At 42.6% G+C, this 23003-nt stretch carries 18 protein-coding genes; 14 read left to right on the forward strand and 4 right to left on the reverse strand.

Annotated features, from left to right (window positions below; genetic code table 11):
* Nucleotides 1–163 precede the first annotated feature (163 nt).
* Complete coding sequence (locus BV372_RS08450; protein ID WP_086685808.1) at nt 164–1114, reverse strand: hypothetical protein; 951 nt, start codon at nt 1112–1114, stop codon at nt 164–166.
* Nucleotides 1115–2095: 981 nt separating this feature from the next.
* Between BV372_RS08450 and glf the strand changes: the two genes are divergently transcribed.
* The 14 genes from glf (at nt 2096) to BV372_RS08515 (ending at nt 17200) form a co-directional block, all read left to right on the forward strand.
* Nucleotides 2096–4531, forward strand: coding sequence for a UDP-galactopyranose mutase (gene glf / locus BV372_RS08455; RefSeq protein ID WP_086685810.1), 2436 nt, complete (start codon nt 2096–2098; stop codon nt 4529–4531).
* 236 nt (nt 4532–4767) lie between these two features.
* Nucleotides 4768–6972 (forward strand): family 1 glycosylhydrolase, encoded by a 2205-nt coding sequence (locus BV372_RS08460; RefSeq protein WP_086685811.1) that lies wholly within the window; start codon nt 4768–4770, stop codon nt 6970–6972.
* A gap of 59 nt (nt 6973–7031) precedes the next feature.
* A complete protein-coding gene (gene galE / locus BV372_RS08465) occupies nt 7032–8021 on the forward strand; it encodes a UDP-glucose 4-epimerase GalE (RefSeq protein ID WP_086685812.1) in 990 nt (329 codons plus the stop codon).
* 319 nt (nt 8022–8340) lie between these two features.
* Complete coding sequence (crtW, locus tag BV372_RS08470; RefSeq protein WP_086685813.1) at nt 8341–9114, forward strand: beta-carotene ketolase CrtW; 774 nt, start codon at nt 8341–8343, stop codon at nt 9112–9114.
* 67 nt (nt 9115–9181) lie between these two features.
* Nucleotides 9182–10459, forward strand: coding sequence for a glycosyltransferase (locus tag BV372_RS08475; protein ID WP_086685815.1), 1278 nt, complete (start codon nt 9182–9184; stop codon nt 10457–10459).
* 153 nt (nt 10460–10612) lie between these two features.
* A complete protein-coding gene (hflX, locus tag BV372_RS08480) occupies nt 10613–12301 on the forward strand; it encodes a GTPase HflX (RefSeq protein WP_086685817.1) in 1689 nt (562 codons plus the stop codon).
* Between the two features lie 14 nt (nt 12302–12315).
* On the forward strand, nt 12316–13188 hold the full coding sequence (locus BV372_RS08485; RefSeq protein ID WP_086685819.1) for an isoaspartyl peptidase/L-asparaginase family protein: 873 nt from the start codon (nt 12316–12318) through the stop codon (nt 13186–13188).
* 439 nt (nt 13189–13627) lie between these two features.
* A complete protein-coding gene (locus BV372_RS08490) occupies nt 13628–13840 on the forward strand; it encodes a hypothetical protein (RefSeq protein WP_086685821.1) in 213 nt (70 codons plus the stop codon).
* Nucleotides 13841–13858: 18 nt separating this feature from the next.
* Nucleotides 13859–14902, forward strand: a complete 1044-nt coding sequence (locus tag BV372_RS08495; RefSeq protein WP_086685824.1) for a hemerythrin domain-containing protein — start codon at nt 13859–13861, stop codon at nt 14900–14902.
* A gap of 49 nt (nt 14903–14951) precedes the next feature.
* Entirely contained in the window at nt 14952–15347 is a 396-nt protein-coding gene (locus BV372_RS08500) for a hypothetical protein (RefSeq protein ID WP_086685825.1), read from the forward strand.
* A 4-nt stretch (nt 15348–15351) separates the two neighbouring features.
* Complete coding sequence (locus BV372_RS37440; RefSeq protein WP_256973122.1) at nt 15352–15480, forward strand: hypothetical protein; 129 nt, start codon at nt 15352–15354, stop codon at nt 15478–15480.
* Between the two features lie 65 nt (nt 15481–15545).
* Nucleotides 15546–16079, forward strand: coding sequence for a hypothetical protein (locus BV372_RS08505; protein WP_179198014.1), 534 nt, complete (start codon nt 15546–15548; stop codon nt 16077–16079).
* A gap of 3 nt (nt 16080–16082) precedes the next feature.
* Nucleotides 16083–16475, forward strand: a complete 393-nt coding sequence (locus tag BV372_RS08510) for a DoxX family protein (RefSeq protein WP_143845033.1) — start codon at nt 16083–16085, stop codon at nt 16473–16475.
* Entirely contained in the window at nt 16472–17200 is a 729-nt protein-coding gene (locus BV372_RS08515) for a DUF72 domain-containing protein (RefSeq protein WP_086685830.1), read from the forward strand. The genes BV372_RS08510 and BV372_RS08515 overlap by 4 nt, the downstream gene beginning before the upstream one ends.
* A gap of 264 nt (nt 17201–17464) precedes the next feature.
* Here BV372_RS08515 and BV372_RS08520 read toward each other — a convergent pair whose 3' ends face one another.
* The 3 genes from BV372_RS08520 to BV372_RS08530 form a co-directional block, all read right to left on the reverse strand.
* Nucleotides 17465–18931 carry an MFS transporter gene (locus BV372_RS08520; protein ID WP_086685832.1) on the reverse strand — a complete coding sequence of 489 codons (1467 nt, stop codon included), beginning with the start codon at nt 18929–18931 and terminating at the stop codon, nt 17465–17467.
* Between the two features lie 1070 nt (nt 18932–20001).
* The gene (galT, locus tag BV372_RS08525) at nt 20002–21108 is read right to left on the reverse strand and encodes a galactose-1-phosphate uridylyltransferase (protein ID WP_086685835.1); all 1107 of its coding nucleotides are present in this window, start codon (nt 21106–21108) and stop codon (nt 20002–20004) included.
* On the reverse strand, nt 21087–22970 hold the full coding sequence (locus BV372_RS08530) for a glycoside hydrolase family 2 protein (RefSeq protein ID WP_086685837.1): 1884 nt from the start codon (nt 22968–22970) through the stop codon (nt 21087–21089). The genes galT and BV372_RS08530 overlap by 22 nt, the downstream gene beginning before the upstream one ends.
* Nucleotides 22971–23003 lie beyond the last annotated feature (33 nt).

Raw genomic sequence — 23003 nt, forward strand, 5'->3', positions numbered from 1 at the left:
AAGAAACAATGAAAATAACGATCTTGCGTTGTTTCAGCCTCTATTTTTAAGGCAGGTCTAGTGTTTATCTGTGGTTGTATTTTCAGAAAAGTGATTATCGGTTTATGCAGTCTTATTTCAGACAAACACTAGACTTCTGGCAAAACTCTTGAATCCACATTCCTTAAGGCTGGATACTGTAACCACTCACATCAACCAATCGATAACCTTGACCCACAAGTTGGTCAAAGGTGCTTTGATACTGAGATGAAGTCAAACCATGTCGTGCTACCCAAGCTGGGCTACCAGATTTATCCCAAATAGCCGCATATCGGTCTTGTCCATTCACACTGTAACCGCTGACATGAACTAATCGATATCCCTGACCCACAAGTTGGTCGAAAGTCGCTTGATACTGAGATGATGTCAATCCATGTCGCGCCACCCAAGCTGAACCACCAGATTTATCCCAAATGGCGGCGTATCTAGCTTGTCCGTTGACACTGTAACCACTAACGTCAACCAATTTATACCCTTGTCCAACAAGTTGGTCAAAAGTGGCTTGATACTGAGATGATGTCAATCCATGTCGCGCTACCCAAGCTGGACCATCAGACTTCTCCCAAATAGCGGCGTATCTGTCTTGTCCGTTGACACTGTAACCGCTGACATGAACTAATCGATATCCTTGACCAACTAGTTGATCGAAAGTGCTTTGATACTGAGATGAGTTCAAACCATGTCGCGCCACCCAAGCTGGTCCACCAGACTTCACCCAGATAGCAGCGTATCTGTCTTGTCCGTTGACACCATAACCATTGACATCAACTAATCGATAGCCTTGACCAACTAGTTGATCGAAAGTTGCTTGATATTGATCCGAGGTCATCCCGTGTCGTGCTTGCCAAGCTGAACTCCCAGATTTTACCCAAATAGCGGCATATCTATCTTGTGCGTTAGCGATCGCTTGGCGTCTACCTAGAGGAATTCTCTGTGCTAAGATTTCATTCTGCTTAATTACGTCAATATTACCTAAATTACTAGCAGTGTGAACGGGAACTGCAAAAGCAGCATTGAGTAAAGATGAGAGTAAAACTGCACTAGAGGCAGTTATAGCTAAGGTGCGTTGAAGCATATTAGTAAAATAAATTTTTCAGAGTGTATATGTTTGGCTTTTTCAGCCACACTAGCTAAATAGGTTGGTGTTGAATTTTTTATGCAGTACTCAGGTAGCAGTGCTGACGATTTCAAATAAGTTGTATAGAAAGGTCACCTTGAATGATAAAATTATTTTATTAATTATTTGTCAATAATCAATTAACATTAGATATATGGTAAGTAAACTTCACTAGCTACCTGATAGTTGCGAACTGGTAAAGTTATGATACTTACTTGCAATCAACCAGACAATAAAAGCAATTACTTCACTGACTTAAGTTGGGAAAAGTCATTATTACAAGACAATGTATCCAAGGCAACAAAATAATTAAAACTGGATTCAACGAGGACTAATCGCTTACCTAAAAATAGCTCAAATATATATATCAGAAGGCTGATGCTTATAGTAGGAGCCAGAATCTTTTATAAGAAATAAACTGAATTTCTCAAATTTGATACATTTATTGTAAAATTTTTCAAAGTTATTATGTGCGCAACCGGACAGACTATGGTTTACTTTATAAGTAAGCTTAGAAGAAGGTTGTTAGCAATAAATAGTGTGCTGGTTGTACAAAAAATTTTAAAGTCGTTTTAGTAACGCTGACTTAACATAGCAGAAAACCAAATAATTATTAATGTTTTATATGCAAATATATTGTATATAAAATTATGCTGTTTAAACATATATTTATTATTTAGATATTGATAAAAATATAATACTTAAGAATTATTTTAACTTAAGTTTTATACTTATTCTGGCAGATGAGAAATACCAAAAGCTACCAGTATTATTATTAATAATTCCACAAGTTAATGATTATACCAATTCAATATAAACAAGCGCCAAACTAGGTTGCAAGCTTTGGCTGAAAGTGATTTCGGCGCTGCCTTATAAAGAAAAGGTATTAGAAATTTGCTAGCCAGAATTAATAAACCTAAGGAATGAGAGCGAGCTTTTATGCCCAGTGAAAAAGCTAAAGTCAAAAACAACGGTGTCAGTAACATTATTTCGCCGAACCAGCGTACAAGAAAGCGATCGCAGCTAGAAGAAACGCAATCATCAAGTACGTCACTGCTGCATTCAAGTTCATCAAATAAAAAGATTCAACCGACAGAAACCTTTAAAGATACTCCCGATATAATTTGCTTATCTCATTTGCGTTGGAATTTTGTTTATCAAAGACCACAACATCTTCTTAGCCGCTGCGCTCAAGGAAAGCGAGTATTCTTTATTGAGGAGCCAATTTTCTCCCCAGAACCTTTGGGAAGGTTAGAGATCAACGAAGATGGGAGTGGAGTAGTTGTGGTTGTGCCGCATCTACCAGAAGGTTTAAGCCAAGAAGCAATCAATGCAGATTTACAACTGCTCATTGATGGTTTGTTTGCCGAGCAGAAGATCAACAAATACATTTGTTGGTATTACACACCAATGGCGATCGGTTTTACCCGCCACTTGCAACCTCAAGCCGTGGTGTACGATTGCATGGATGAATTGTCTGCATTCCACGGAGCATCTCCCACTTTAAAGAATTACGAAGCTGAACTATTTAACCGTGCAGACTTAGTATTTACAGGGGGACAAAGCCTTTACGAAAGTAAGGTGAATCAACACCCAAACGTCTATGCATTTCCTAGCAGTGTAGATGTCCCACACTTTAACCAAGCGAGAAATATTCAAGAACCAGCAGATCAAGCTCATATTCCTCATCCCCGTCTGGGATTTTTTGGTGTGATTGACGAGCGGATGGATATAGAATTGCTGCGTGGTATTGCCGATAGCCGTCCTGATTGGCATTTAGTAATTATTGGTCCAGTTGTCAAAATCGATCCAGCCGCTTTACCACAGCGCGAGAATATACATTATCTTGGTAGCAAAGACTATAAACAGCTACCTGCATATTTGGCTGGGTGGGATTTAGCAATGCTGCCGTTTGCGCGCAACGAAGCAACACGCTTTATTAGCCCAACGAAGACTCCAGAGTATCTTGCCGCAGGTAGGCCTGTAGTATCTACCTCAATTCGAGATGTGGTGCGTCCCTACGGAGATTCAAAGTTGGTGCGAATTGCAGACACAGTTTCTGAGTTCGTCGCCGCCGCCGAACAAGCAATGCAAGAAGACACAAGAGAATCAGAATGGTTGAGTCGAGTAGATACTTTTTTAGAAAAGATTTCTTGGGATCGTACCTGGGCATCAATGATGAAGCTGATTGACTCTGCCATTGCTACCCGTGATAGTGATGACATTAACTCCAGAGGTGCAGAGGCTAAATCAGCGCCAAATATTGTTACCAGAGATTTTGTCTTTGATTACTTGATTGTCGGTGCTGGTTTCTCTGGTAGTGTGATTGCCGAACGTTTGGCAACTCAGTCTGGTAAAAAAGTGCTGGTTGTAGACAAGCGCAATCACATCGGCGGCAATGCTTACGATCATTATGACGATCATGGCATTCTCGTACACAAATACGGCCCTCATATCTTTCACACCAACTCTCGCGAAGTCTTTGAATACCTTTCGCGCTTTACTCAGTGGCGTTCTTACGAACATCGCGTTCTTGCAAGTGTAGACGGGCAACTTGTTCCTATACCGATCAACCTCGACACCATCAACAAGTTGTATGGCATGAATCTCAATTCATTTGAGGTAAAGGAATTTTATAACTCACTTGCTGAACCAATCGAATACATCCGCACCTCAGAGGATGTGGTAGTGAGTAAAGTTGGTCGAGAACTGTATGAAAAGTTTTTCCGTGGTTACACGCGCAAGCAATGGGGACTCGATCCATCGGAACTTGATAAATCAGTAATTGCTCGGATACCTACTCGCACCAACCGTGACAACCGCTATTTCACCGATAGTTACCAAGCAATGCCACTGCATGGCTTTACCCGGATGTTCGAGAATATGCTCAATCACCCGAACATCAAGGTAATGCTGAACACAGATTATCGCGAAATCCAAAAAGCCATACCTTGCCGTGAGATGGTCTACACAGGCCCAGTTGACGAGTTCTTTGATTATCGCTACGGCAAATTACCGTATCGTTCGCTTGATTTTAAGCATGAGACACACAATATACCCGTGTTTCAATCAGCGCCAGTGATTAACTATCCGAATGAACAGCTTTATACCCGGATAACAGAGTTTAAGTACTTAACTGGGCAGGAACACTCTAAAACTAGTATTGTGTACGAGTTTCCCAAGGCTGAGGGCGATCCTTACTATCCTGTACCGCGTCCTGAAAATAACGAAATGTACAAGCAATATAAGGCGCTGTCTGATTCCACACCAGGAGTATATTTTGTTGGCAGACTAGCGACCTACAAGTACTACAACATGGATCAATGTGTTGCTCAAGCTCTGGCTGTGTACAATCAAATTCCGGTTAAGAGTTAAATAATTCGTAATTAGAGCGGCTTTGTAAGTAGGGTGCGTTATGGACATTAGTCCTAACGCACCAAAAATCTCGGATCGTGTGGTGCGTTAGCCTACGGCATAACACACCCTACTCCTAACCATTCAAGGTTTACTCAAAGCTGGATAGACAAGCCAGCGGCTTCCCGGAGGATAGAACTCGAAGGGAACGCATAAAGACATCAATAAAAATAAAATATCAGCTTGAGTTATAAATTATGGCTTCTGCTTTCAACTCGACGCTCAACACTACTAGATCGCAACTTCCTCTAGAAGTGTGGGCTGGTATCGAGTGTACGGTTAATCGTGTGGGTGAAGAGTATTTTGATCAGTTAGAACGCAATGGTCATGCAACGCGTTTGGATGATCTAGATTTATTTGCTGAACTAGGCATACAAGCCATCCGCTATCCAGTGCTGTGGGAACGGATAGCGCCTAACGGTTTGGAGAATGCTGATTGGTCGTGGGCGGATGAACGACTAGAACGCTTGCGCGAACTCGGTATTCGTCCGATTGTGGGATTAGTACATCATGGCAGTGGGCCGCGTGATACCAGCTTGGTAGATCCAGAATTTCCTGAGAAATTAGCGGTGTTTGCTCGTGCAGTGGCAGAACGCTATCCTTGGATTACACATTACACACCGGTAAACGAGCCATTAACAACAGCACGATTTAGTGGGATGTACGGTCACTGGTATCCTCACGGCCAGGACGATTTAACTTTTGCCCGTGCTTTGTTAGGGGAGTGTCGGGCGATCGCTCTTTCGATGCAGGCAATCCGCGAAGTTAATCCCGATGCCCAACTCGTACAAACCGAGGATTTGGGTAAGACTTACAGTACACCAAAGCTGGCTTATCAAGCAGAATTTGAGAACGAGCGCCGCTGGTTAAGTTTAGATTTATTGTGTGGTCGAATCACTCCAACTCATCCCATGTGGGGTTACTTGCGTGATTGTGGTGTCAGCGAGGCTGAATTAGAAGTATTTTTGCAAAATACCTGTCCACCTGACATCATCGGCATTAACCACTACCTGACGAGCGAGCGCTTTTTAGATGAGCATCTAGAAAATTATCCAGCTTGGACGCATGGCGGTAATGGGCGGGACAACTATGCAGATGTCGAGGCAGTGCGAGTCTGTGCAGAAGGTTTAGCAGGCCCGCGCACATTGCTCAAAGAGACATGGGAACGCTATCAACTACCCCTAGCTGTCACTGAAGTTCACCTCAGTTGCACCCGTGAAGAGCAATTACGCTGGCTCAAAGAAGTGTGGAATGCAGCCCAAGAACTCCAAGATCGCGGTGCAGATGTTCGTGCTGTAACGGCTTGGGCACTTCTCGGCAGCTACGATTGGAATAGTTTACTAACTCGCGCTGTAGGATACTACGAGTCAGGCGTGTTTGATTTGCGATCGTTACGTCCTAGACCGACTGCGATCGCCAAAATGGTGCAAGATTTAGCCGCTCGGCGTCAACCCAATCATCCCCTACTTGATACCCCAGGATGGTGGCATCGACAAGAGCGCTTATTATATCCAGCAGTCAGTTGTTTAAAAGAAGAGGGAAAGAGTAATTTTGTCTCTGTGTCCTCTCGTCCCCTGGCGATTGTCGGAGCCACAGGCACTCTAGGCAAGGCTTTTGCTCGGTTGTGTGAAGTGCGAGGCATCTCATATCGCCTCTTAACACGCCAAGACATGGATATTGCCAATCCCGCTTCCGTTGATGCAGTGCTTACCGAATTACAACCTTGGGCAGTTGTGAACGCTGCGGGATACGTACGGGTAGACGATGCAGAACGCGAACCCCATATTTGTTTAAAGGTAAATGCTGAAGGTCCAGCGATTTTAGCTGCTGCTTGCGCTCAGCATAATGTAGCATTGCTGACTTTCTCATCAGATTTAGTATTTGATGGTGCTGTGTCTAATCCTTATGTCGAAAGTGATACAGTTGCCCCTCTCAATGTCTATGGGTGCAGCAAAGTTTTGGCAGAAAAGCTAGTATTGCAGGCTTATCCAGCATCCCTAGTAATTCGTACCAGTGCATTTTTTGGCCCGTGGGATGAGTACAACTTCGTCACCATCGCCCTACGACAATTAGCTGCTGGTAATAGTTTTGTAGCCGCAGAAGACGCGATCGTCTCGCCTACCTATGTGCCGGATCTTGTTCATACCAGCCTAGATTTGCTGATTGATGGCGAGAACGGTTTGTGGCACTTGGCTAATAAAGGCGCTGTAGCTTGGGCCGATTTGGCACGGTTAGCAGCGCAAAAAGCAGGCGTGAGTGTCAGCAGTCTAATTTCTGTGCCTACACAAGAACTGGGTTTTATTGCTCCCCGCCCAGCTTACAGTGTTCTTGGTAGCAGTCGAGGTGAATTAATGCCACACCTTGATAGTGCAATTTCTCGCTACTTGGAAGAAAGAACGTAGGACAAGGGGGATGAGGGAGATGAGGGGGAGAAAAACTAATGACAAATGACAAATAACAAATGACAAACACTATTTTAGTAACGGGAGGAGCCGGATATATTGGCTCCCATGCTGTATTAGCCCTAAAAAATGCAGGTTATGAAGTAATTGTTTTAGATAATCTGTCGAACGGGCATCGAGAACTTGTAGAAGAAGTTTTGCAGGTAAAGTTGATTGTTGGAGATATGAGCGATCGCGCTCTTCTTGATGAGATATTTTCCACTCATAATATAGCTGCGGTGATGCATTTTGCCGCCTACATTGCTGTGGGTGAATCTGTTACTCATCCAGCCAAATATTACCAAAATAATGTTGTCGGTACTCTGACACTTTTAGAAGCAATGATAAAAGCGTCAGTCAACAAATTTATCTTTTCTTCTACTTGCGCTCTCTATGGTGTACCTCAGTTTATTCCTCTGACTGAAGACCATCCGCAAGACCCAATTAGTCCTTATGCTACTAGCAAGTGGATGGTAGAGCGAATCTTGTCTGATTTTGATACAGCCTACAATTTAAAGTCTGTACGTTTTCGCTATTTTAACGCCGCAGGTGCTGACCCCAATGGGTTGTTAGGTGAAGATCATGAACCAGAAACTCATCTCATACCATTAGTGCTACTAGCAGCTTTGGGTAAGCGTGAATCCATTTTTATTTTCGGCACTGATTACCCTACCTCAGATGGTACTTGCATCCGGGATTATATTCATGTAACTGACTTAGCACAAGCACATATTTTAGGTTTGGAATATCTGCTCAAAGGCGGAGAAAGCGAAGTATTTAATTTGGGAAATGGTAGTGGTTTTTCAGTCAAGGAAGTAATAGAAACTACTAAAAAAGTAACAGGAAAAGAAATCAAAATTGAAGAACGCGATCGCCGTCCTGGAGACCCTCCAATTTTGGTTGGCAGTAGCGATAAAGCAAGACAAAAATTAGGTTGGCAGCCTCAATACCCAAATTTAGACGAAATTATTAGCCACGCTTGGCAATGGCATCAGAAACGGCATGATTAAGTTGGATTTGTCAATAATTTGTAGTGTACACTACGTAGTTATAAATTTTTTACATATAATTTAGGTTTGCCCAAGCCTAATTGTTAGGTGATTAACCTGACTCTGTTACTGTATTTATCTTAAGGTTAGAAAGAGCGGATTTTACTTTTGCACCTAAAGATAGAAACCAGGCAATATTTGCGTTGATAAAATAAGAACATAAAATTTAGATATTAATTTAAGTGGTTTTGCTGCTAAATGTCTGATTAACTAAGAATAACAGCTAAGAAACTACAATTAATTTTCTAATTTAAGATGTAAGAAAGAAAGGGGTATCAGCTTGAATATTTGTGAGAAACCACTTAGCTATTACTTAGAAATTGAGCAATTAAGTGCTAAAGAAGACACAGTTTATGGGCTTGTGTTTGCCATCATAATTATTAGTCTTTGGGTAGCCAGCTTGACTTTTTTACTAAGTATTAGCTATAGCAAGATTCCAATTTGGTTGATACCAATTGCCATAGTTTGGCAAATGTTCCTTTATACAGGGCTATTTATTACTGCACATGATGCGATGCATGGGTCAGTTTTTCGCAAAAATCCGAAAATTAATAATTTTATCGGTTCGCTAGCTGTAACACTTTACGCTTTGTTTCCATATCAACAGCTTTTAAAGAAACATTGGTTGCATCATCGTTATCCAGCTAGCGAATTTGACCCCGATTTTCATGATGGGAAGAGAGAGAATGGCATTTTCTGGTATTTACGCTTCATGATAGAATACTCAAGTTTGCAACAATTAATATTACTGGCTGTCGTATTTAATTTAGCTAAATATGTTTTGCACATCTCAGAAATGAATCTCATCTTATTTTGGAGTCTCCCTCCAATTTTAAGTTCGATTCAACTGTTTTATTTCGGAACATTTTTGCCTCATCGAGAACCGGAAGCAGGGTACATTTATCCCCATTGCAGCCAAACAATTGCATTGCCAAGTTTTTGGTCATTCATCGCTTGCTACCACTTTGGTTACCATGAAGAACATCATGAGTATCCTCATGTACCTTGGTGGCAACTTCCATCTGTATATAAGCAGAGAGTATTAAGCAATTAAGTTGAATTTTGAATTGGCATTATTCAACTTCATGTCGAGTTAAGAATAATCGAAAATCTCAAATGCAATGACTCACTTTGGCATTATATGCCCACCCTATCCCGGACACCTAAATCCCCACGCTGCCTTGGGGCGAGAATTGCAATCGCGCGGACATCGGGTTACTTTTCTCCAAATTCCCGATCTGGAATTAAAGGTGCAATCGGAAGGAGTGAACTTCTATCCGATTGGCGAAGCGATTTATCAACCTGGATCAATAGCTGAAACCTTTGCCCAACTGGGAAAGCTAAGTGCTGTAGAGGCGCTGCGTTACTCTGTTGACTTTTGCCAGCAAATGGTGGAAATCATCTGCCAAGATGCACCAAAAGCGATCGCAGCGACGGGAATTGAGGTTTTGCTGGTAGATCAACTCGAACCTGTGGGTGAAACAGTGGCGGAATATCTCAACCTTCCGTTTATCTGCATTTCTTGTGGCCAGGTAATTCACCGCCGCGCTGATGTTCCGCCTTTTTTTACTCCTTGGAATTACCAAAATACCCAGTGGGCAAAAATCCGCAATCAGGTAGCTTATTACTTTTTAGATCGCAGTTGTCAACCAATTTTGCAAACGATTAATCGTTACCGTCAGCAGTGGAAGTTGCCAAATTACCGCCACATCTACGCTTCTAATGCGCGGCTGGCTCATATTAGTCAACAACCTCCGGCATTTGAGTTTCCCATTCCCAACTTGCGATCGCATCTTCATTATGTAGGGCCGTTACGCAACGCTTCACCACAATTAGTTGATTTCCCTTACGATCGGTTGACTACACAGCCTATGGTTTATGCCTCCTTGGGAAGCGTCCAGAACACTAAACATACAGTATTTTGCTGCATTGCTGCTGCTTGTGCAGAACTGGATGTACAACTAGTAATTGCACATGGGGGTGGAATGAGTGCAGAAATAGTGCAATCGCTACCTGGAAGTCCATTAGTAGTTGAGTATGCACCCCAACCAGATATCATGGCCAAAGCAAGCCTGACGATTACCCATGCGGGGATGAATACAACATTAGATTCCCTAAGCTACGGTGTACCTTTAGTAGCAATTCCTATCACCTTTGAACAGCCAGGAACTGGCGCACGTATTTGTTCAACGGTCGTCGGAGAAGTGCTGTCTCTACCGAAACTTAGCGTTTCCAAACTGCGATCGACAATAGAGCAGGTATTAACGACACATTCTTATAGAAAGAATGCACAAAAGATTCAACAATCAATTCAACAAGCAGGCGGCGTAAAACAGGCAGCAAATATTATTGAGCAGGTTACTCAATCCCAAAGTTATCAAGTAGTCGAGGCATTATAAATCTTATTCCGCTTGGTAGATTCAATCAAGATTTAAGAGAGCTAATTATAAGTAGTAGAGATAATTTCACGTAAAATCCAATAACTATAATCCTCTTTTGAACAGAATTGTTCCTTCTGCATTTTATTTAAAAACACTCGATTAAATAGTAGTATGCAAAATATTTATGGCAATATTCAGGGAATAAAAGCCAGCCAAATCAAACAATTACAACAGCTTTACGAGCAACGGCAACCCGGAGATAGATTGATTACGCCAGAGTTTGCTCAAGCCTTAGCAACAATTAGCCAAAAAATTCACCACCCTATTTGTTGTTATATCAATCGGCGTGGGCAAGTTATCCGAATTGCTGTAGGAACACCAAGCCAAACTCAAATTCCACCTGAGGAGTTACCCCGTCGCAGTGCAGAGCGCTTAAGCAGCATTCGTTGTGTTACTACTCAATTTAAATCAGATTCACCTGATGAAGCAGCGTTGGTTGCAATGGCACGTCAGCGCTTAGATGCTCTTGTCGTGTTAACTGTAGTTAATGGCGAAGTAAAAGACACTTTTTTAGCTTACCTTTTCCCCGATTCCGAAAATCCTTGGGTTATTTCACCTCCTCTAAGTTTGGATGACCTAACCGAACAAGAATTTGATGTCTTAGTTGCGGAATGGGAAGAAGAAATTGCTGACGCGGGAGATGGAATATTTCTATCGCAAGACATCGTATCCGATCGAGATAGGGTGTTGTTGGTAGGAGTACAGACAGAAGATGTCTCCGTGCAACGCTTTGAAGATGGACTTGCTGAATTGGTGCGTTTGGTGGAAAGTGCTGGAGGAATTGTACTCGATACGATGCGGCAAAAGCGCGACCGCCCCCATCCGCAAACAGTTGTCGGTAAGGGAAAGGTGGAAGAAATCACGCTTCTAGCCCAAAAAGTTAGAGCTAATCTGATTGTTTTTGACCGAGATATTTCTGCATCTCAAGCCCGTAACTTGGAACAAGAGATTGGCATCCGAGTTGTAGACCGTACAGAAGTAATTCTTGATATTTTCGCTCAACGCGCTCGTACTCAAGAGGGGAAATTACAAGTAGAACTGGCACAACTCGAATATATGTTACCTCGGCTACGCGGCCGCGGTCAGGAGATGTCTCGATTAGGTGCAGGAATTGGTACGCGGGGGCCTGGTGAAACAAAACTAGAGACAGAACGGCGAACAATTCAACGGCGAATTGCTCAACTACAGCAAGAAGTCAACCAGTTACAAGAACATCGCGCCCGCATCAGACAACAACGACAACAGCAAGAAATTCCGGTTGTGGCATTAGTTGGGTATACCAATGCTGGTAAATCGACTTTGTTGAATGTGTTAACTAACGCTGAAGTTTACACCGCAGACCAACTCTTTGCCACCCTCGACCCGACAACGCGCAAGGTGGTAATTATAGAACCAGAAACGCAACAACGTCGGTCAATTCTGCTCACAGATACTGTAGGGTTTATTCACGAACTCCCACCACCACTGATGGATGCGTTTCGCGCCACATTGGAGGAAGTAATTGAGGCAGATGCCATGCTTCATGTCGTGGATTTATCCCATCCAGCTTGGGAAGACCAGATTGCGAGTGTAGAGGAAATACTCGCAGAAATGCCTGAGATTCCTGAAAAGAGTTTGATTGCTTTTAACAAGATTGACCGAGTAGAAAGGGAAACTTTGGCTGAAGCTCAACAAAAGTATCCTGAAGCTGTGTTTATCTCGGCAACTCACCACTTAGGTTTAGAAACATTAAAAATGCGATCGCTGCAACTAATAGACGAACCTATGGAAGCGATCGCAGTCCCGCAAAATTCATACTAACTAAAGGAAATTCTATGATACCGACTATCATTGTTCACGGTGGAGCAAAAACCATCACAGAAGATAAAGTTGCAGCTAACAATGCAGGCTGTACAGCAGCAGCAGAAGCTGGTTGGGCAGTATTGATTAGCGGTGGTACTGCCGCAGAAGCAGTTGAAGCAGCCATCCGGGTACTAGAAGCCGACCCGACATTTAACGCCAGTCTGGGCGCAACTCTCAACAACGACGGAGAGGTGGAGATGGACGCGGCGATGATGGAAGGCTCTTTAAGTTGGGGAGCAGTTGCAGCCGTTCAAGGCATCCGCCATCCTATTTCGGTAGCACGCAAAATTATGGATGAAAAACCCAGGCTACTAGTAGCACGGGGTGCAGAACGCTTCGCCGCCGAAAATGGAGCCGAACTGTGTAAAAAAGAAGACTTAATAGCTGATGAGCAGTGGCAGCAGTGGCAGGAAGATCAGAAAGTGATTGATCGTCCTAATACTGTAGGCTGTGTAGCTTTGGATGCTAGCGGTGTCTTAGCTGCCGGCACTTCAACTGGCGGTACTACGAACCAGCAACAAGGTCGCGTCGGTGACACTGCGGTTGTTGGCTCTGGCTTATACGCTGATAATAAGCTCGGCGCTTGCTCAACAACAGGTGATGGCGAGTCGATTATCCCGGTGGTTTTGGCTAAAACTGCGATCGATTTCTTAACTGGAGAAAGACACCCAGACGAAGCAGCACAGATGGCAATTGAGGCTTTGAAATCTAAAGTCAAAGGTGAAGCTGGGTGCATCCTCGTAGACCGCCAAGGACGTGTAGGCTGGGCGTATAACTCATCACATATGGCTTGTGCTTATATGACCGAAGGTCAAGACAAGGTGGCTGTCTTTACCCAGAAATAAATCACGTATCGCTCAAAGAAGGCTTTTTCTATTAACAACCGCATCCCTTTTAGGGTGCGGTTTCTCAGAGACTTTAATAATTTTAAAGTGAGTCATTTTATCTGTTTTCTCAAGAGATAACAGATGTATTTTAATTAGAAAATTAGCAAATTTCATGCTTAATAGAAATTGCTTTGGCTTAATTTCAACTAATAGTAAACAACATTATATTTTTCATATAGGAATCCAATTTGATTATTGAAAAATCTGCGTATATGTAGGTGGGCACTGCCCATCCTACGTATATTTCAGGAATCAAGTATGAATCCTATACAAATCAAATTGTAGTCAAGCTCACATTCAATCTTTACATTATTCACTTCATATTATAGATGTCAAATATCTCAAGAACTATGTTAGATATAAATTTATTTAAATCCATTTAACAAGGAGAATAAATATGCAATTTCAAATAGAATGCAATACAGACAAAAGTAGCCAAGTATGCCTGATTTGCCACCAAACTTTTCAGATGCTGGCAGCAAGATTAATTATATGTAATGACCAAGGCGACGGTTATGGAGATATTTGCCCCCAATGTACAGCTAGAGGTGGTAATTGGATTCAAGTTCAACTCCAAGAATTTAGTAATAAGCCACTAGCCTTAAAATGAGCGAGAGGAGTTTAAAAAATGGTTACAACTCTTGATGACATCAAGCGCCTGGCAATTGCAACACAATTAGCAGATATGAAAGCACTGCAAAATCTGTTGATTAACAATGAGCAGCGATTTATCAAAGATTGCACTGATGATGATATTCGTGAGCGTCTAGAGGATATGCTCAAAGACGATCAAAAAAATCAGGGTGTTATTGATACTGTAATTGTTCAATACGGTGTTAAGGGAGAGCCTAAAAAAACCACCCAAAAAATGATTGAGCAAGTTCAAGAACTTATGGAAAGTTCCGAACTAAATTTGTTTGAGAAAGTACGAGAGCATGAATTACTCAAGCATAAACAAACGATGGCTGGACTACTAACCCACAAAGCCGCTCAAGTTGTTGGTGCTGATATTGAAGCTACTATCACTCCTTTAAATACAGTTAACTTTGAAAACCGCGCTCATCAAGAACAACTTAAAGGAATTATCGAGATTTTGGGTGTTCGTGAACTAACAGGAAAACAGCCAAAGCAAGGACTATGGGCCAGGGTTGAAGATGCTGTTGCAGCCTTAACCGGTGTGGTGGGTAGTGTAGTAACACGCAGCGATCACGAGATGAGCATCCGTGACCTACTTCTGATGGATCATACTAAGGCTGATATTCTATTTGTAGAAATTTTCAGTACTGACGATCCTCAAAAAATTCAAGAGTATTTTGGGCAACTCTATAAAGATATAAAAGTTCATGGGATGGCTGAAGAAGAAGTAATGTATCCAGCAGTTCGTCCCTATTACGAACATACAGATGAGATATACGCTCAAACCGATGAAGTGATGGAGATGTTAGATGAAATTAAACTTCTTAACCCCTCTTCATCTGAATTTAAAGCAAAAGTTGAGCAGCTAAGAATTGCGGTACGAACTCATATTAATCAAGAAGAAAAAGATATATTCCCCATACTTTGTCACAACTTTAGCCATGAACAGCAAAAGCAAATAGCTACCGAGTTTAAAACAGTTAAAAGCAAGCTACAAGAGCAGATAGCTGCTTCAAATGATGTGGCTGTAACCTAAAAACTAACCACGGTTTCTCATCAAAACAATTCTGGCGTTGTGTGCAATTATGAATAATCAAACGACTTGGAAGTATATATTTCAACTCAAAGCTGTAATTAATTGGGTTGAATCTGTGTTTTTGCTATTATCTGACCAATGGATTCGTGGGTTACTTGGTGAGGAACCCCTGATCAATACTGAATATTCACATTTATTTCTGATGTTGGTATTTGTTATCGGGATTGGCTATTGGTGGGTTGGTAACGACATCTCTCGCAATCATGGCATTGTAAAACTGGGAATTATCGCCCAATGTTCTGTATTCATTGTGCTGGCTTATCACACTTTGGTAAACAATCTTCACCCCTTTTATTTACTTCCAGGTATCATTGACCTTACTTTTGCAATTCTCTTCGGTATATTTCTAAACTCTTATGCTCGAACTCAACCAGCTATGGAGTAAATCAATGTCGATAAAAACACTTCATATCCCCTTAGATACAGCTGTGCAAATGGTGATGGATAGTGTAATTACACACGCACCAAGCTGCGTACTAATTCTGAAAGCGCGTAACGCATATCTCAACTCTGACTAATGGAAAGCTCCAATTTAAATCGAGGTATTGCATACACTTGGGGGTCTACGCCTGAAGAAAGGCTGATGTCGTTTCCCTGTGACCAATATATAGAAAATAGTGATGAGGCCTATTTCCGAGCCATAAATGTAAAAGCACCAACTCAGGTTTTATTTCGATGGCTATGCCAACTTAAGGTTGGATCATACAGTTATGACTGGATTGACCGCCTCGAAAGGATATTTTTTCCGGTTCAAGATTCAATATCAAACCCTCCAAGCCCAAAACAACTAATTCCAGGTCTAGAAAACTTAGCACTTGGTCAAAGAGTAATGGGCGTTTTTAAACTCGTTGATTTTGAAAAAAATCGACATTTAACAATAGTAATGGATGATGAGAAAGCCATTACTATGTTTGGTAATATTGCAGCGAGTTATATAGTTTCTCCACTATCAGAAAACACTAGTCGCCTAATTCTTAAAGGACATATTCGCTATCCCCGGAATAGTTTTTGGTCATGGATACGCTATATTCTGCCTTGGGGAGATTTAGTGATGATGCGTCAGCAGTTTTTGAGGCTAAAAAGTTTAGCTGAATCTAGCTGTGAGGTAAGTATTTAGAATATGAGAAGGTACAAAATAGTCTTCCAAATCATACTTGCAATTGGGATGGTAGTAGTTGGTTTATTGCACTTTACTCACCCAGGAGGATTTGAGAAGATTGTGCCAGACTACCTTCCTTACCATTTGCCATTAGTTTACACTAGCGGATTTTTGGAAGTTTTGGCGGGAATAGGATTATTAATTCCTGGGGTTAGCCGTTTTGCTGCATGGCTTCTGGTTGTACTTTATATTGTTGTTTTTCCAGCTAATCTCTATCAGGCAGTAAATAATATTGAAGTTGCAGCATTACCACACGATCCGCCACTAATTTGGTTGCGGCTTCCTTTTCAGGCTCTGTTAGTTGCTTGGGCTTGGTGGTTTACAAGAGAAAATATAACTGAGACAACTGAATGAGTAAGCTGCAAATCGGTACTAGTGGTTGGGTTTATAAGCATTGGATGGACATTTTCTATCCAACACATTTACCTAGTGAGCAGCAACTCTCATTTTACGCTCAACGCTTTTCTACTGTAGAAATTAATTTTTCCTTTTATCGTTTGCCAGAGCGATATGTGTTTGAAACTTGGCACGAGCAAACACCATCTGAGTTTGTGTTTGCTGTGAAAGGTAGCCGCTATCTCACCCACATGAAAAAGCTAAAAGACCCGGAAGAGCTGCTATCTCGGTTAATGGAACGAGCATCTGGATTGCAAGAAAAACTCGGCCCTATTTTATTTCAGTTTCCTCATACTTGGCACATTAATATTGAGCGTCTTCAGCCCTTTTTAAAATTATTACAAACCTATCCACAACAAAGATTTACACTGGAATTCCGTCATCCAAGTTGGTTGATTCCCCAAGTTTACAAACTATTAGAAAGTGCAGGTGTAGCCCTTTGTCTACCTGTCAGCCCAACAGTTCCCCTTGATGTTTGTTTGACTACCTCTTGGACTTATATTCGGATGCACAGTGGGCAATGGAACGTTGGTTACAACGATGAAGAGTTATCTGTATGGGCTGAACGTATCCGTTCCTTTCTGACCCAGGGAATTGACGTTTACGTGTACTTCAACAATGATCCCGATGGTCATGCGATTCGTGATGCTCAGAGATTGTATATTTTGCTGGGATCTGGTTGAAATACAGCAGAATTCAGGAGTTAGAATTCAGAAGTAAAACAGTCTTTATGCTTGGGTTTGAAGCCTAGGATCTGTACTTCACTAACTTGAAATTTGCTGTAAAACAAGGGAACAGGGAAAGAGGGAGGAAGTGTTTCTTTCATTTGTGCGATCGCTTAAGGACGTTGGGCGGAGGCTTACATCTTTCACGAGTTGCTTTGTTGCGATTTTTGTAGGGTGGGCAGTGCCCACCTTACGGTTATTGAGAATGCTGCAAATTCTGAGTTACTCTGCTTCCATTAAATCTGTGGGCTGCTTGATTGGGAATAGGACTCGCATTAGCTGACCCAATGGTGTAGAGCGCTGTTCTTGAACAAAAATTAAAGGCACAAGTGCAGCCATGCGTAGTAAGCCTGAGAGCACAAACAACCCCAGCAAACCCGCAGTACCAGGCAGAGTTGCTAGAAAACTACCGATAGTGGTACCGATTGCTCCAGTAATACCAGCAATTGCCCCCGCGATCGCAAAGTAATTGGACTGATAACGCAGCGGTGCTATTCCCATCATCAAATTGTTGGTACACAGGTCAATTGCTGCCCATGTCCCTCCAGCTAGCATGTGCAACAAGGGTAACCAGACCCAAAAGGAAATTTCATCACTTCTAACTAAAAGCCACAGTAGAGGTGTCACCGCAACTAAGACTCCCACCAATAGCAGTAGCGGTCGATTCCCAACCCGGTCGGCTAATTTGCCCCACAAAAGCAGCATTAGCATATTTGCAGCAGTTCCTAGACCGTTATAAATGGTTACCACACTAATATCTATATCCAAGTCATCGAGCAGATAGAGGTTAAAGAAGGGAGCGCTAACGTTAACAGCAAAGCACCAGATGCTCAGGTAAAGCACAAACTTTAAAAAATTGGCATCTTTTAAAAAGCTAAAGTCTATCCCTTGGGACTGCGGTTGGGATGTGTCTGAATGCGCGACTTTTAAAAGTTGTGGACTCACATCAGTCATCCACATCTGACAACCCACACTGATTAATCCCAGGATGATTCCGAGAATCAAAACCACACTGTAACCTTGAAGTGTTCCACCGGGCCAAGCGGATACCGCCAGCCCCAGCAGTGGCACAGTAACAAAGTTTGTCAAGCCGAGAATACTATTGCGAAAGCCGAAATACCGCCCCCGCAATCGCTGAGGTACTAACACAGCTGACCAACCAAGCCAGGGCGCACGACCGAAAGCTTCGATAATATTAGCTCCTAAGAGAATTCCCAATGTCAACAGCACTACTTGCTGCCCAGCGATATGAGATGATGTGACCAACCAAATCGCTGGCACTAAAATCAACCACAGTAGCCGCGACGGGATGAATATACATAGGAAATACCAACGGAAGCTAGTACTTCGGTCTACCAAATACGCTCCCAGTGGTTGGAGCAGATTCACCATCTGAGGAATAGCGGCGAGCAAACCAATTTCTACTGGGCCAGCACCTAACTCTAGTAAGAAATTACTGAGCAACGCGCCACCAATAATACTATAAAAAATCGTAGCGAAAACACTCTCAAAAGTTAAAGCCTTTAGGCTTGTCCGAATTTCTGCCTTAGAAATAAATTTCAAAAACCGTTTCGGAGTCTGAGATAGTACCGTTTCTGTTAATGCCCTATCCTCTGAGATTTCTTGAATAGGAATAGGGGGAAGAGAACTTTCTTCTAGCAGAATGGCATCTTCTTGGTGCGGTTCCATATTATTTGGTTAACATTTAAAAAGTAAAACTTTCATAGCAAATATTGCCTCTATTAATATTAATTTGTGATTTTATAGAGGCTTTCATCTATCAGCTTTATCGCTTTAAAATCGCTTTTATATCAGTCGTAATAGTCCATAATAAGTATTAAATATGAACTACATTTCACAAAAAAATGTGCCATATAGCTGTGCTTGGTATCTCAACCAAAAATGCCAATTTAAAGACAATTTTGTTTTATATATAAAACTTGTTATAGCGTTTCTCCTCGGTTGAGTGAGGTACAAGAACCCATCCTCAACCCCCTCCCCGCAAGCGAGGAGGAGACTATGATATAGCTCATATGATTAGGAAACGCTATATACCAATTTCATCTGAAAGTGCATATAAATTAGCCTGGGTCGTCAGGCTTTGTATGTAGAGCCAATGGCTTCCAGCCTGAGGGCGTTAATGTGCAGCCTCACATAGAATTGGTATTAGTAACTTTAATTATAATAAATACTTTTGGCAAATAATTTCTAACTTTTATACAAGAGAATAACGGAAATTGCTAAAATTACTTCTGGGGGATTATTACTTTTATAAAGTAGTCTCAAAATTTTTCTCCTATCTCAGGGTTGATTTTAGGTATCACAATAATATATATAACCATTTACATCAAGTTTCGCTCAATACAAGTCAATTGTAAATAGAGCGATCGCCTAGTGAAGCAACCTCGAAAATAGTACTCCACCACATAATTTTGATGAGCCGTAGGTGTTTATAACCCCGACTTCTTCAAAGAAGTCGGGGTTCTATAACCTCTGGTAATTAATGTGGTATACCACTCAATACAGTTCGGATAAGCACTTTTCATTCCCCTTGTAGTTTGGGCAAAGGGTAAGGGAAAAAGGGTTAAGGGTGAATTTAATCCTTTCCCCTTTTCCCTTTTCCCTTTTCCCCTTAACCGAACCGTATTGGTATACCACTAGTGCAAAAGTGGCTTAAAAAGAAATTTTGATAGTGTGTAAGTGCTTTAGTAGTAAAAAACAAAATTTTTTAAACACCAAAGCACTCAGAGAATATCACCTTAAATATTAATCAAGGATTGATACTCGATATTGACAGCTACAGCTTGTAACTCCTTCGCTTTCTCCTCTGGTAAGGCATCATTGGCAAACATTCCGGCTGCGAGTTCAGTTCCTGCTAAATACTTCAGCCTGTCGCTGGTGCGATAGGGTGGATAAAACTGGGCATGTAAATGCGCTTCTGGATGGGCTTTGCCGTCTGTTGGCGCACCAAACCAAGCCATCAGGTAAGGAAATGGGCGATTCCACAAACCATCATATTTGAGAGTGACAGTTTTTAATGCCCTGGCTAGTCCCTGACGTTGCTTTGCGCTCAGGTCATAAAATGTGGGTACTGGTTGTATCGGAGCAATCCAAACTTCATAGGGGTAACGCGCACATACAGGGACGAATGCGATCGCTTCCTCATCTTGATAAATAATTCGTTGGTTGTCAGCTATCTCTTTTTGAATTAAATCTGCTAACAAACCCCGCTGATTTTTCTGATAAAATTGCCGCTGCATCTCCAACATTCTTGCTGGGACAGGCGGTATAAAAGGATAAGCATAAATTTGCCCGTGGGGATGGTGTAAAGTTACGCCTACCTCTACACCTTTATTTTCAAACGGCAGCACGTACTGAATTTGGGGATTTGCGCCAATTTCACGGGTGCGATCGCCCCACACTTGCAACAGTAAATCTAGGTGAGCTAATTCTAAGGAACTGAGGGAAGCATGGGGATCTTGGGTAAAAACCACTACCTCACACGCACCATTAGCAGGTAAAGTTTCCACAATGCTAGCTGGTGGATTGTGTGCCGCCACTGCCATTGATGGAAAGCGGTTATCGAACACTGCTATGTCATAGTTCCCTTGAGGTAGTTCTGTGGGAAACTCCCGGTTGCTGGTGGGTGCGAGGGGGTTATATTCTGGGGGCGGCATGAAAGTCCGCCCCTGACGGTGGCTGGCATAAGCTACCCATTCGCCACGTAAGGGATGCCAGCGCAGGTGGGGATTTGCTTGCACTGGCTCATTACTGGGACTAGGAGCCTTTATGTCATTAGCAATCGGGTAGCGACTATATAAAGTCAGTTGGCGGCCATCTGGCTTTAACAACTTGTGGGAGTACATAATCCTCCTGAAAGAGTGGCAAGGCGTATCGTCTCTAGTGGAATCTTCGGTGTGCGATCGGCGTACAACAACCCGTTAGCTTCTTGGAAGGTATCGGTGAGTTGTGTGTAACAAAAACCGCTAAATATATCGATGTTATTCACACTTTCCAGCAGAGCAGTGTATTTGATTTCTAGCTCAGAGAGATTCCAGCAGCGCTCATATCCCCAAATTTTGTTAGTATCAGGCTTGTCTTCTGGAGCATAGGCAATCCCACCAAATTCGGTCAGCATGACTGGCTGTCCCTGATGGGGATAGTTGTCCAGTGTGAGGATACGTCCTCCGGGACGCTGACGATTAAATAAATCTGATAGCTTTACTTCTGGCCCATAGCGATGAGCCAAATGCAGGGGATTGGTGTCGTAGTCATGGATGGCGAGAATGTCAGTATCTGTACTTTCCCAGCCATCGTTACCAATCACTGGGCGAGTCGGGTCAAGGGTCTTGGTTAAGTGATACATGGCTAAAACATAGTTCCGGTGAGCCTTTGTCTCAACCAGATTTGGCACTCCCCAAGACTCATTAAATGGTACCCAAGCCACAATACACGGGTGATTGACATCACGCTTGATGACTTCCGTCCATTCGCGCGTCATGCGTTCCACTGCTTTCGGGGAGAAGCGATAAGCGCTGGGCATCTCCTCCCATACTAACAACCCCAACACGTCTGCCCAAAATAAAAAGCGGGGGTCTTCAATTTTTTGGTGCTTGCGGACTCCGTTGAAACCCATTGCTTTTGCAAGTTCTACATCTCGCCGCAACGCCTGGTCATCGGGCGCAGTCATCAGGCTATCGGTCCAGTAGCCTTGATCGAGAACTAAGCGCAAATAGTAAGGACGACCGTTGAGCATAAAGCGATCGCGCTGTATGCTCACAGTCCGCAACGCTGTATAAGATATTACCTGATCTATCAGTTGACCATTATCCCACAACTGAATAACAGCAGTGATTAATGTGGGTTTTTCCGGACTCCATAGCAATTCATTACGGTAATCGTCGATACCTGGGTCTGAAAGTGAAATGCGGCGGTTAATCTCGCCATTGAATACCTCATAGGTATCATTAGCCAAGATGCGATCGCCAACAGTCAATTTCATCTTCATTTGGATACCCGATGCCGGAGTATCACCTGCGATCGCCGCATAACAACCAATTTCCCAGCGCTCAAAGTCGGGAGTCCAGCGGATGTGATCTATGTAACTCATTCCCACACGTTCCACCCAGACTGTCTGCCAAATTCCAGTAGTGCGAGGATACCAAATACTGTGCGGTTCCAGTTGCCAATCTTGCTTACCACGAGGCTTGGCAAGATCATGAGGATCGTCCTGCGCCCAGACTGTCACTTTTGTCATGCCACTGTCATTTAAGACAGCAGTAATGTCCATCGTGAAATTGGTGTGTCCGCCTTCATGCTCACCGATATATTGATCGTTGACCCAGACACGAGCGCGATAGTCCACAGCCCCAAAATGCAGTAATAACCTGCCTTCACCTGGCGGTGTTGCAAATTCCCGCTCATACCAACAATTGGGATGAAATCCAGTATCAGCAATCCCACTTTTGATAGATTCGGGAGCAAAGGGAACTTCTATATCATGTGTCCATTGGCTCAGGTCTCTGGGGTGAGCGCATTTGCCTTGGTCATCAAATGCGAACTTCCACAGACCGTTAAGACTTTGCCACTGCGATCGCGTAGAATCTCTGGGAGAAATTCGCCGCAACTGTGGACGTGGATAAGCCGCGTCAATTAAGTCTAAATTTGTCTTATGATCGCCATGAGATTTTAAATCAATCGCGTTATTCGCTAACTCCAATAAATTCATCGCTATATATTCCTAAATCTGCTGTAGAAAAAA

This window comes from Nostoc sp. T09, assembly GCF_002154695.1.
Taxonomy (GTDB): domain Bacteria; phylum Cyanobacteriota; class Cyanobacteriia; order Cyanobacteriales; family Nostocaceae; genus Aulosira.

Excerpts from the sequence above, each read along its gene's own strand:
- BV372_RS08450 (WP_086685808.1), bottom strand. The coding sequence starts at position 1,114 with ATGCTTCAACGCACCTTAGCTATAACTGCCTCTAGTGCAGTTTTACTC.
- glf (WP_086685810.1), top strand. The coding sequence starts at position 2,096 with ATGCCCAGTGAAAAAGCTAAAGTCAAAAACAACGGTGTCAGTAACATT.
- BV372_RS08460 (WP_086685811.1), top strand. The coding sequence starts at position 4,768 with ATGGCTTCTGCTTTCAACTCGACGCTCAACACTACTAGATCGCAACTT.
- galE (WP_086685812.1), top strand. The coding sequence starts at position 7,032 with ATGACAAACACTATTTTAGTAACGGGAGGAGCCGGATATATTGGCTCC.
- BV372_RS08475 (WP_086685815.1), top strand. The coding sequence starts at position 9,182 with ATGACTCACTTTGGCATTATATGCCCACCCTATCCCGGACACCTAAAT.
- hflX (WP_086685817.1), top strand. The coding sequence starts at position 10,613 with ATGCAAAATATTTATGGCAATATTCAGGGAATAAAAGCCAGCCAAATC.
- BV372_RS08485 (WP_086685819.1), top strand. The coding sequence starts at position 12,316 with ATGATACCGACTATCATTGTTCACGGTGGAGCAAAAACCATCACAGAA.
- BV372_RS08490 (WP_086685821.1), top strand. The coding sequence starts at position 13,628 with ATGCAATTTCAAATAGAATGCAATACAGACAAAAGTAGCCAAGTATGC.
- BV372_RS08495 (WP_086685824.1), top strand. The coding sequence starts at position 13,859 with ATGGTTACAACTCTTGATGACATCAAGCGCCTGGCAATTGCAACACAA.
- BV372_RS08500 (WP_086685825.1), top strand. The coding sequence starts at position 14,952 with ATGAATAATCAAACGACTTGGAAGTATATATTTCAACTCAAAGCTGTA.
- BV372_RS37440 (WP_256973122.1), top strand. The coding sequence starts at position 15,352 with ATGTCGATAAAAACACTTCATATCCCCTTAGATACAGCTGTGCAAATG.
- BV372_RS08505 (WP_179198014.1), top strand. The coding sequence starts at position 15,546 with ATGTCGTTTCCCTGTGACCAATATATAGAAAATAGTGATGAGGCCTAT.
- BV372_RS08510 (WP_143845033.1), top strand. The coding sequence starts at position 16,083 with ATGAGAAGGTACAAAATAGTCTTCCAAATCATACTTGCAATTGGGATG.
- BV372_RS08515 (WP_086685830.1), top strand. The coding sequence starts at position 16,472 with ATGAGTAAGCTGCAAATCGGTACTAGTGGTTGGGTTTATAAGCATTGG.
- BV372_RS08520 (WP_086685832.1), bottom strand. The coding sequence starts at position 18,931 with ATGGAACCGCACCAAGAAGATGCCATTCTGCTAGAAGAAAGTTCTCTT.
- galT (WP_086685835.1), bottom strand. The coding sequence starts at position 21,108 with ATGTACTCCCACAAGTTGTTAAAGCCAGATGGCCGCCAACTGACTTTA.
- BV372_RS08530 (WP_086685837.1), bottom strand. The coding sequence starts at position 22,970 with ATGAATTTATTGGAGTTAGCGAATAACGCGATTGATTTAAAATCTCAT.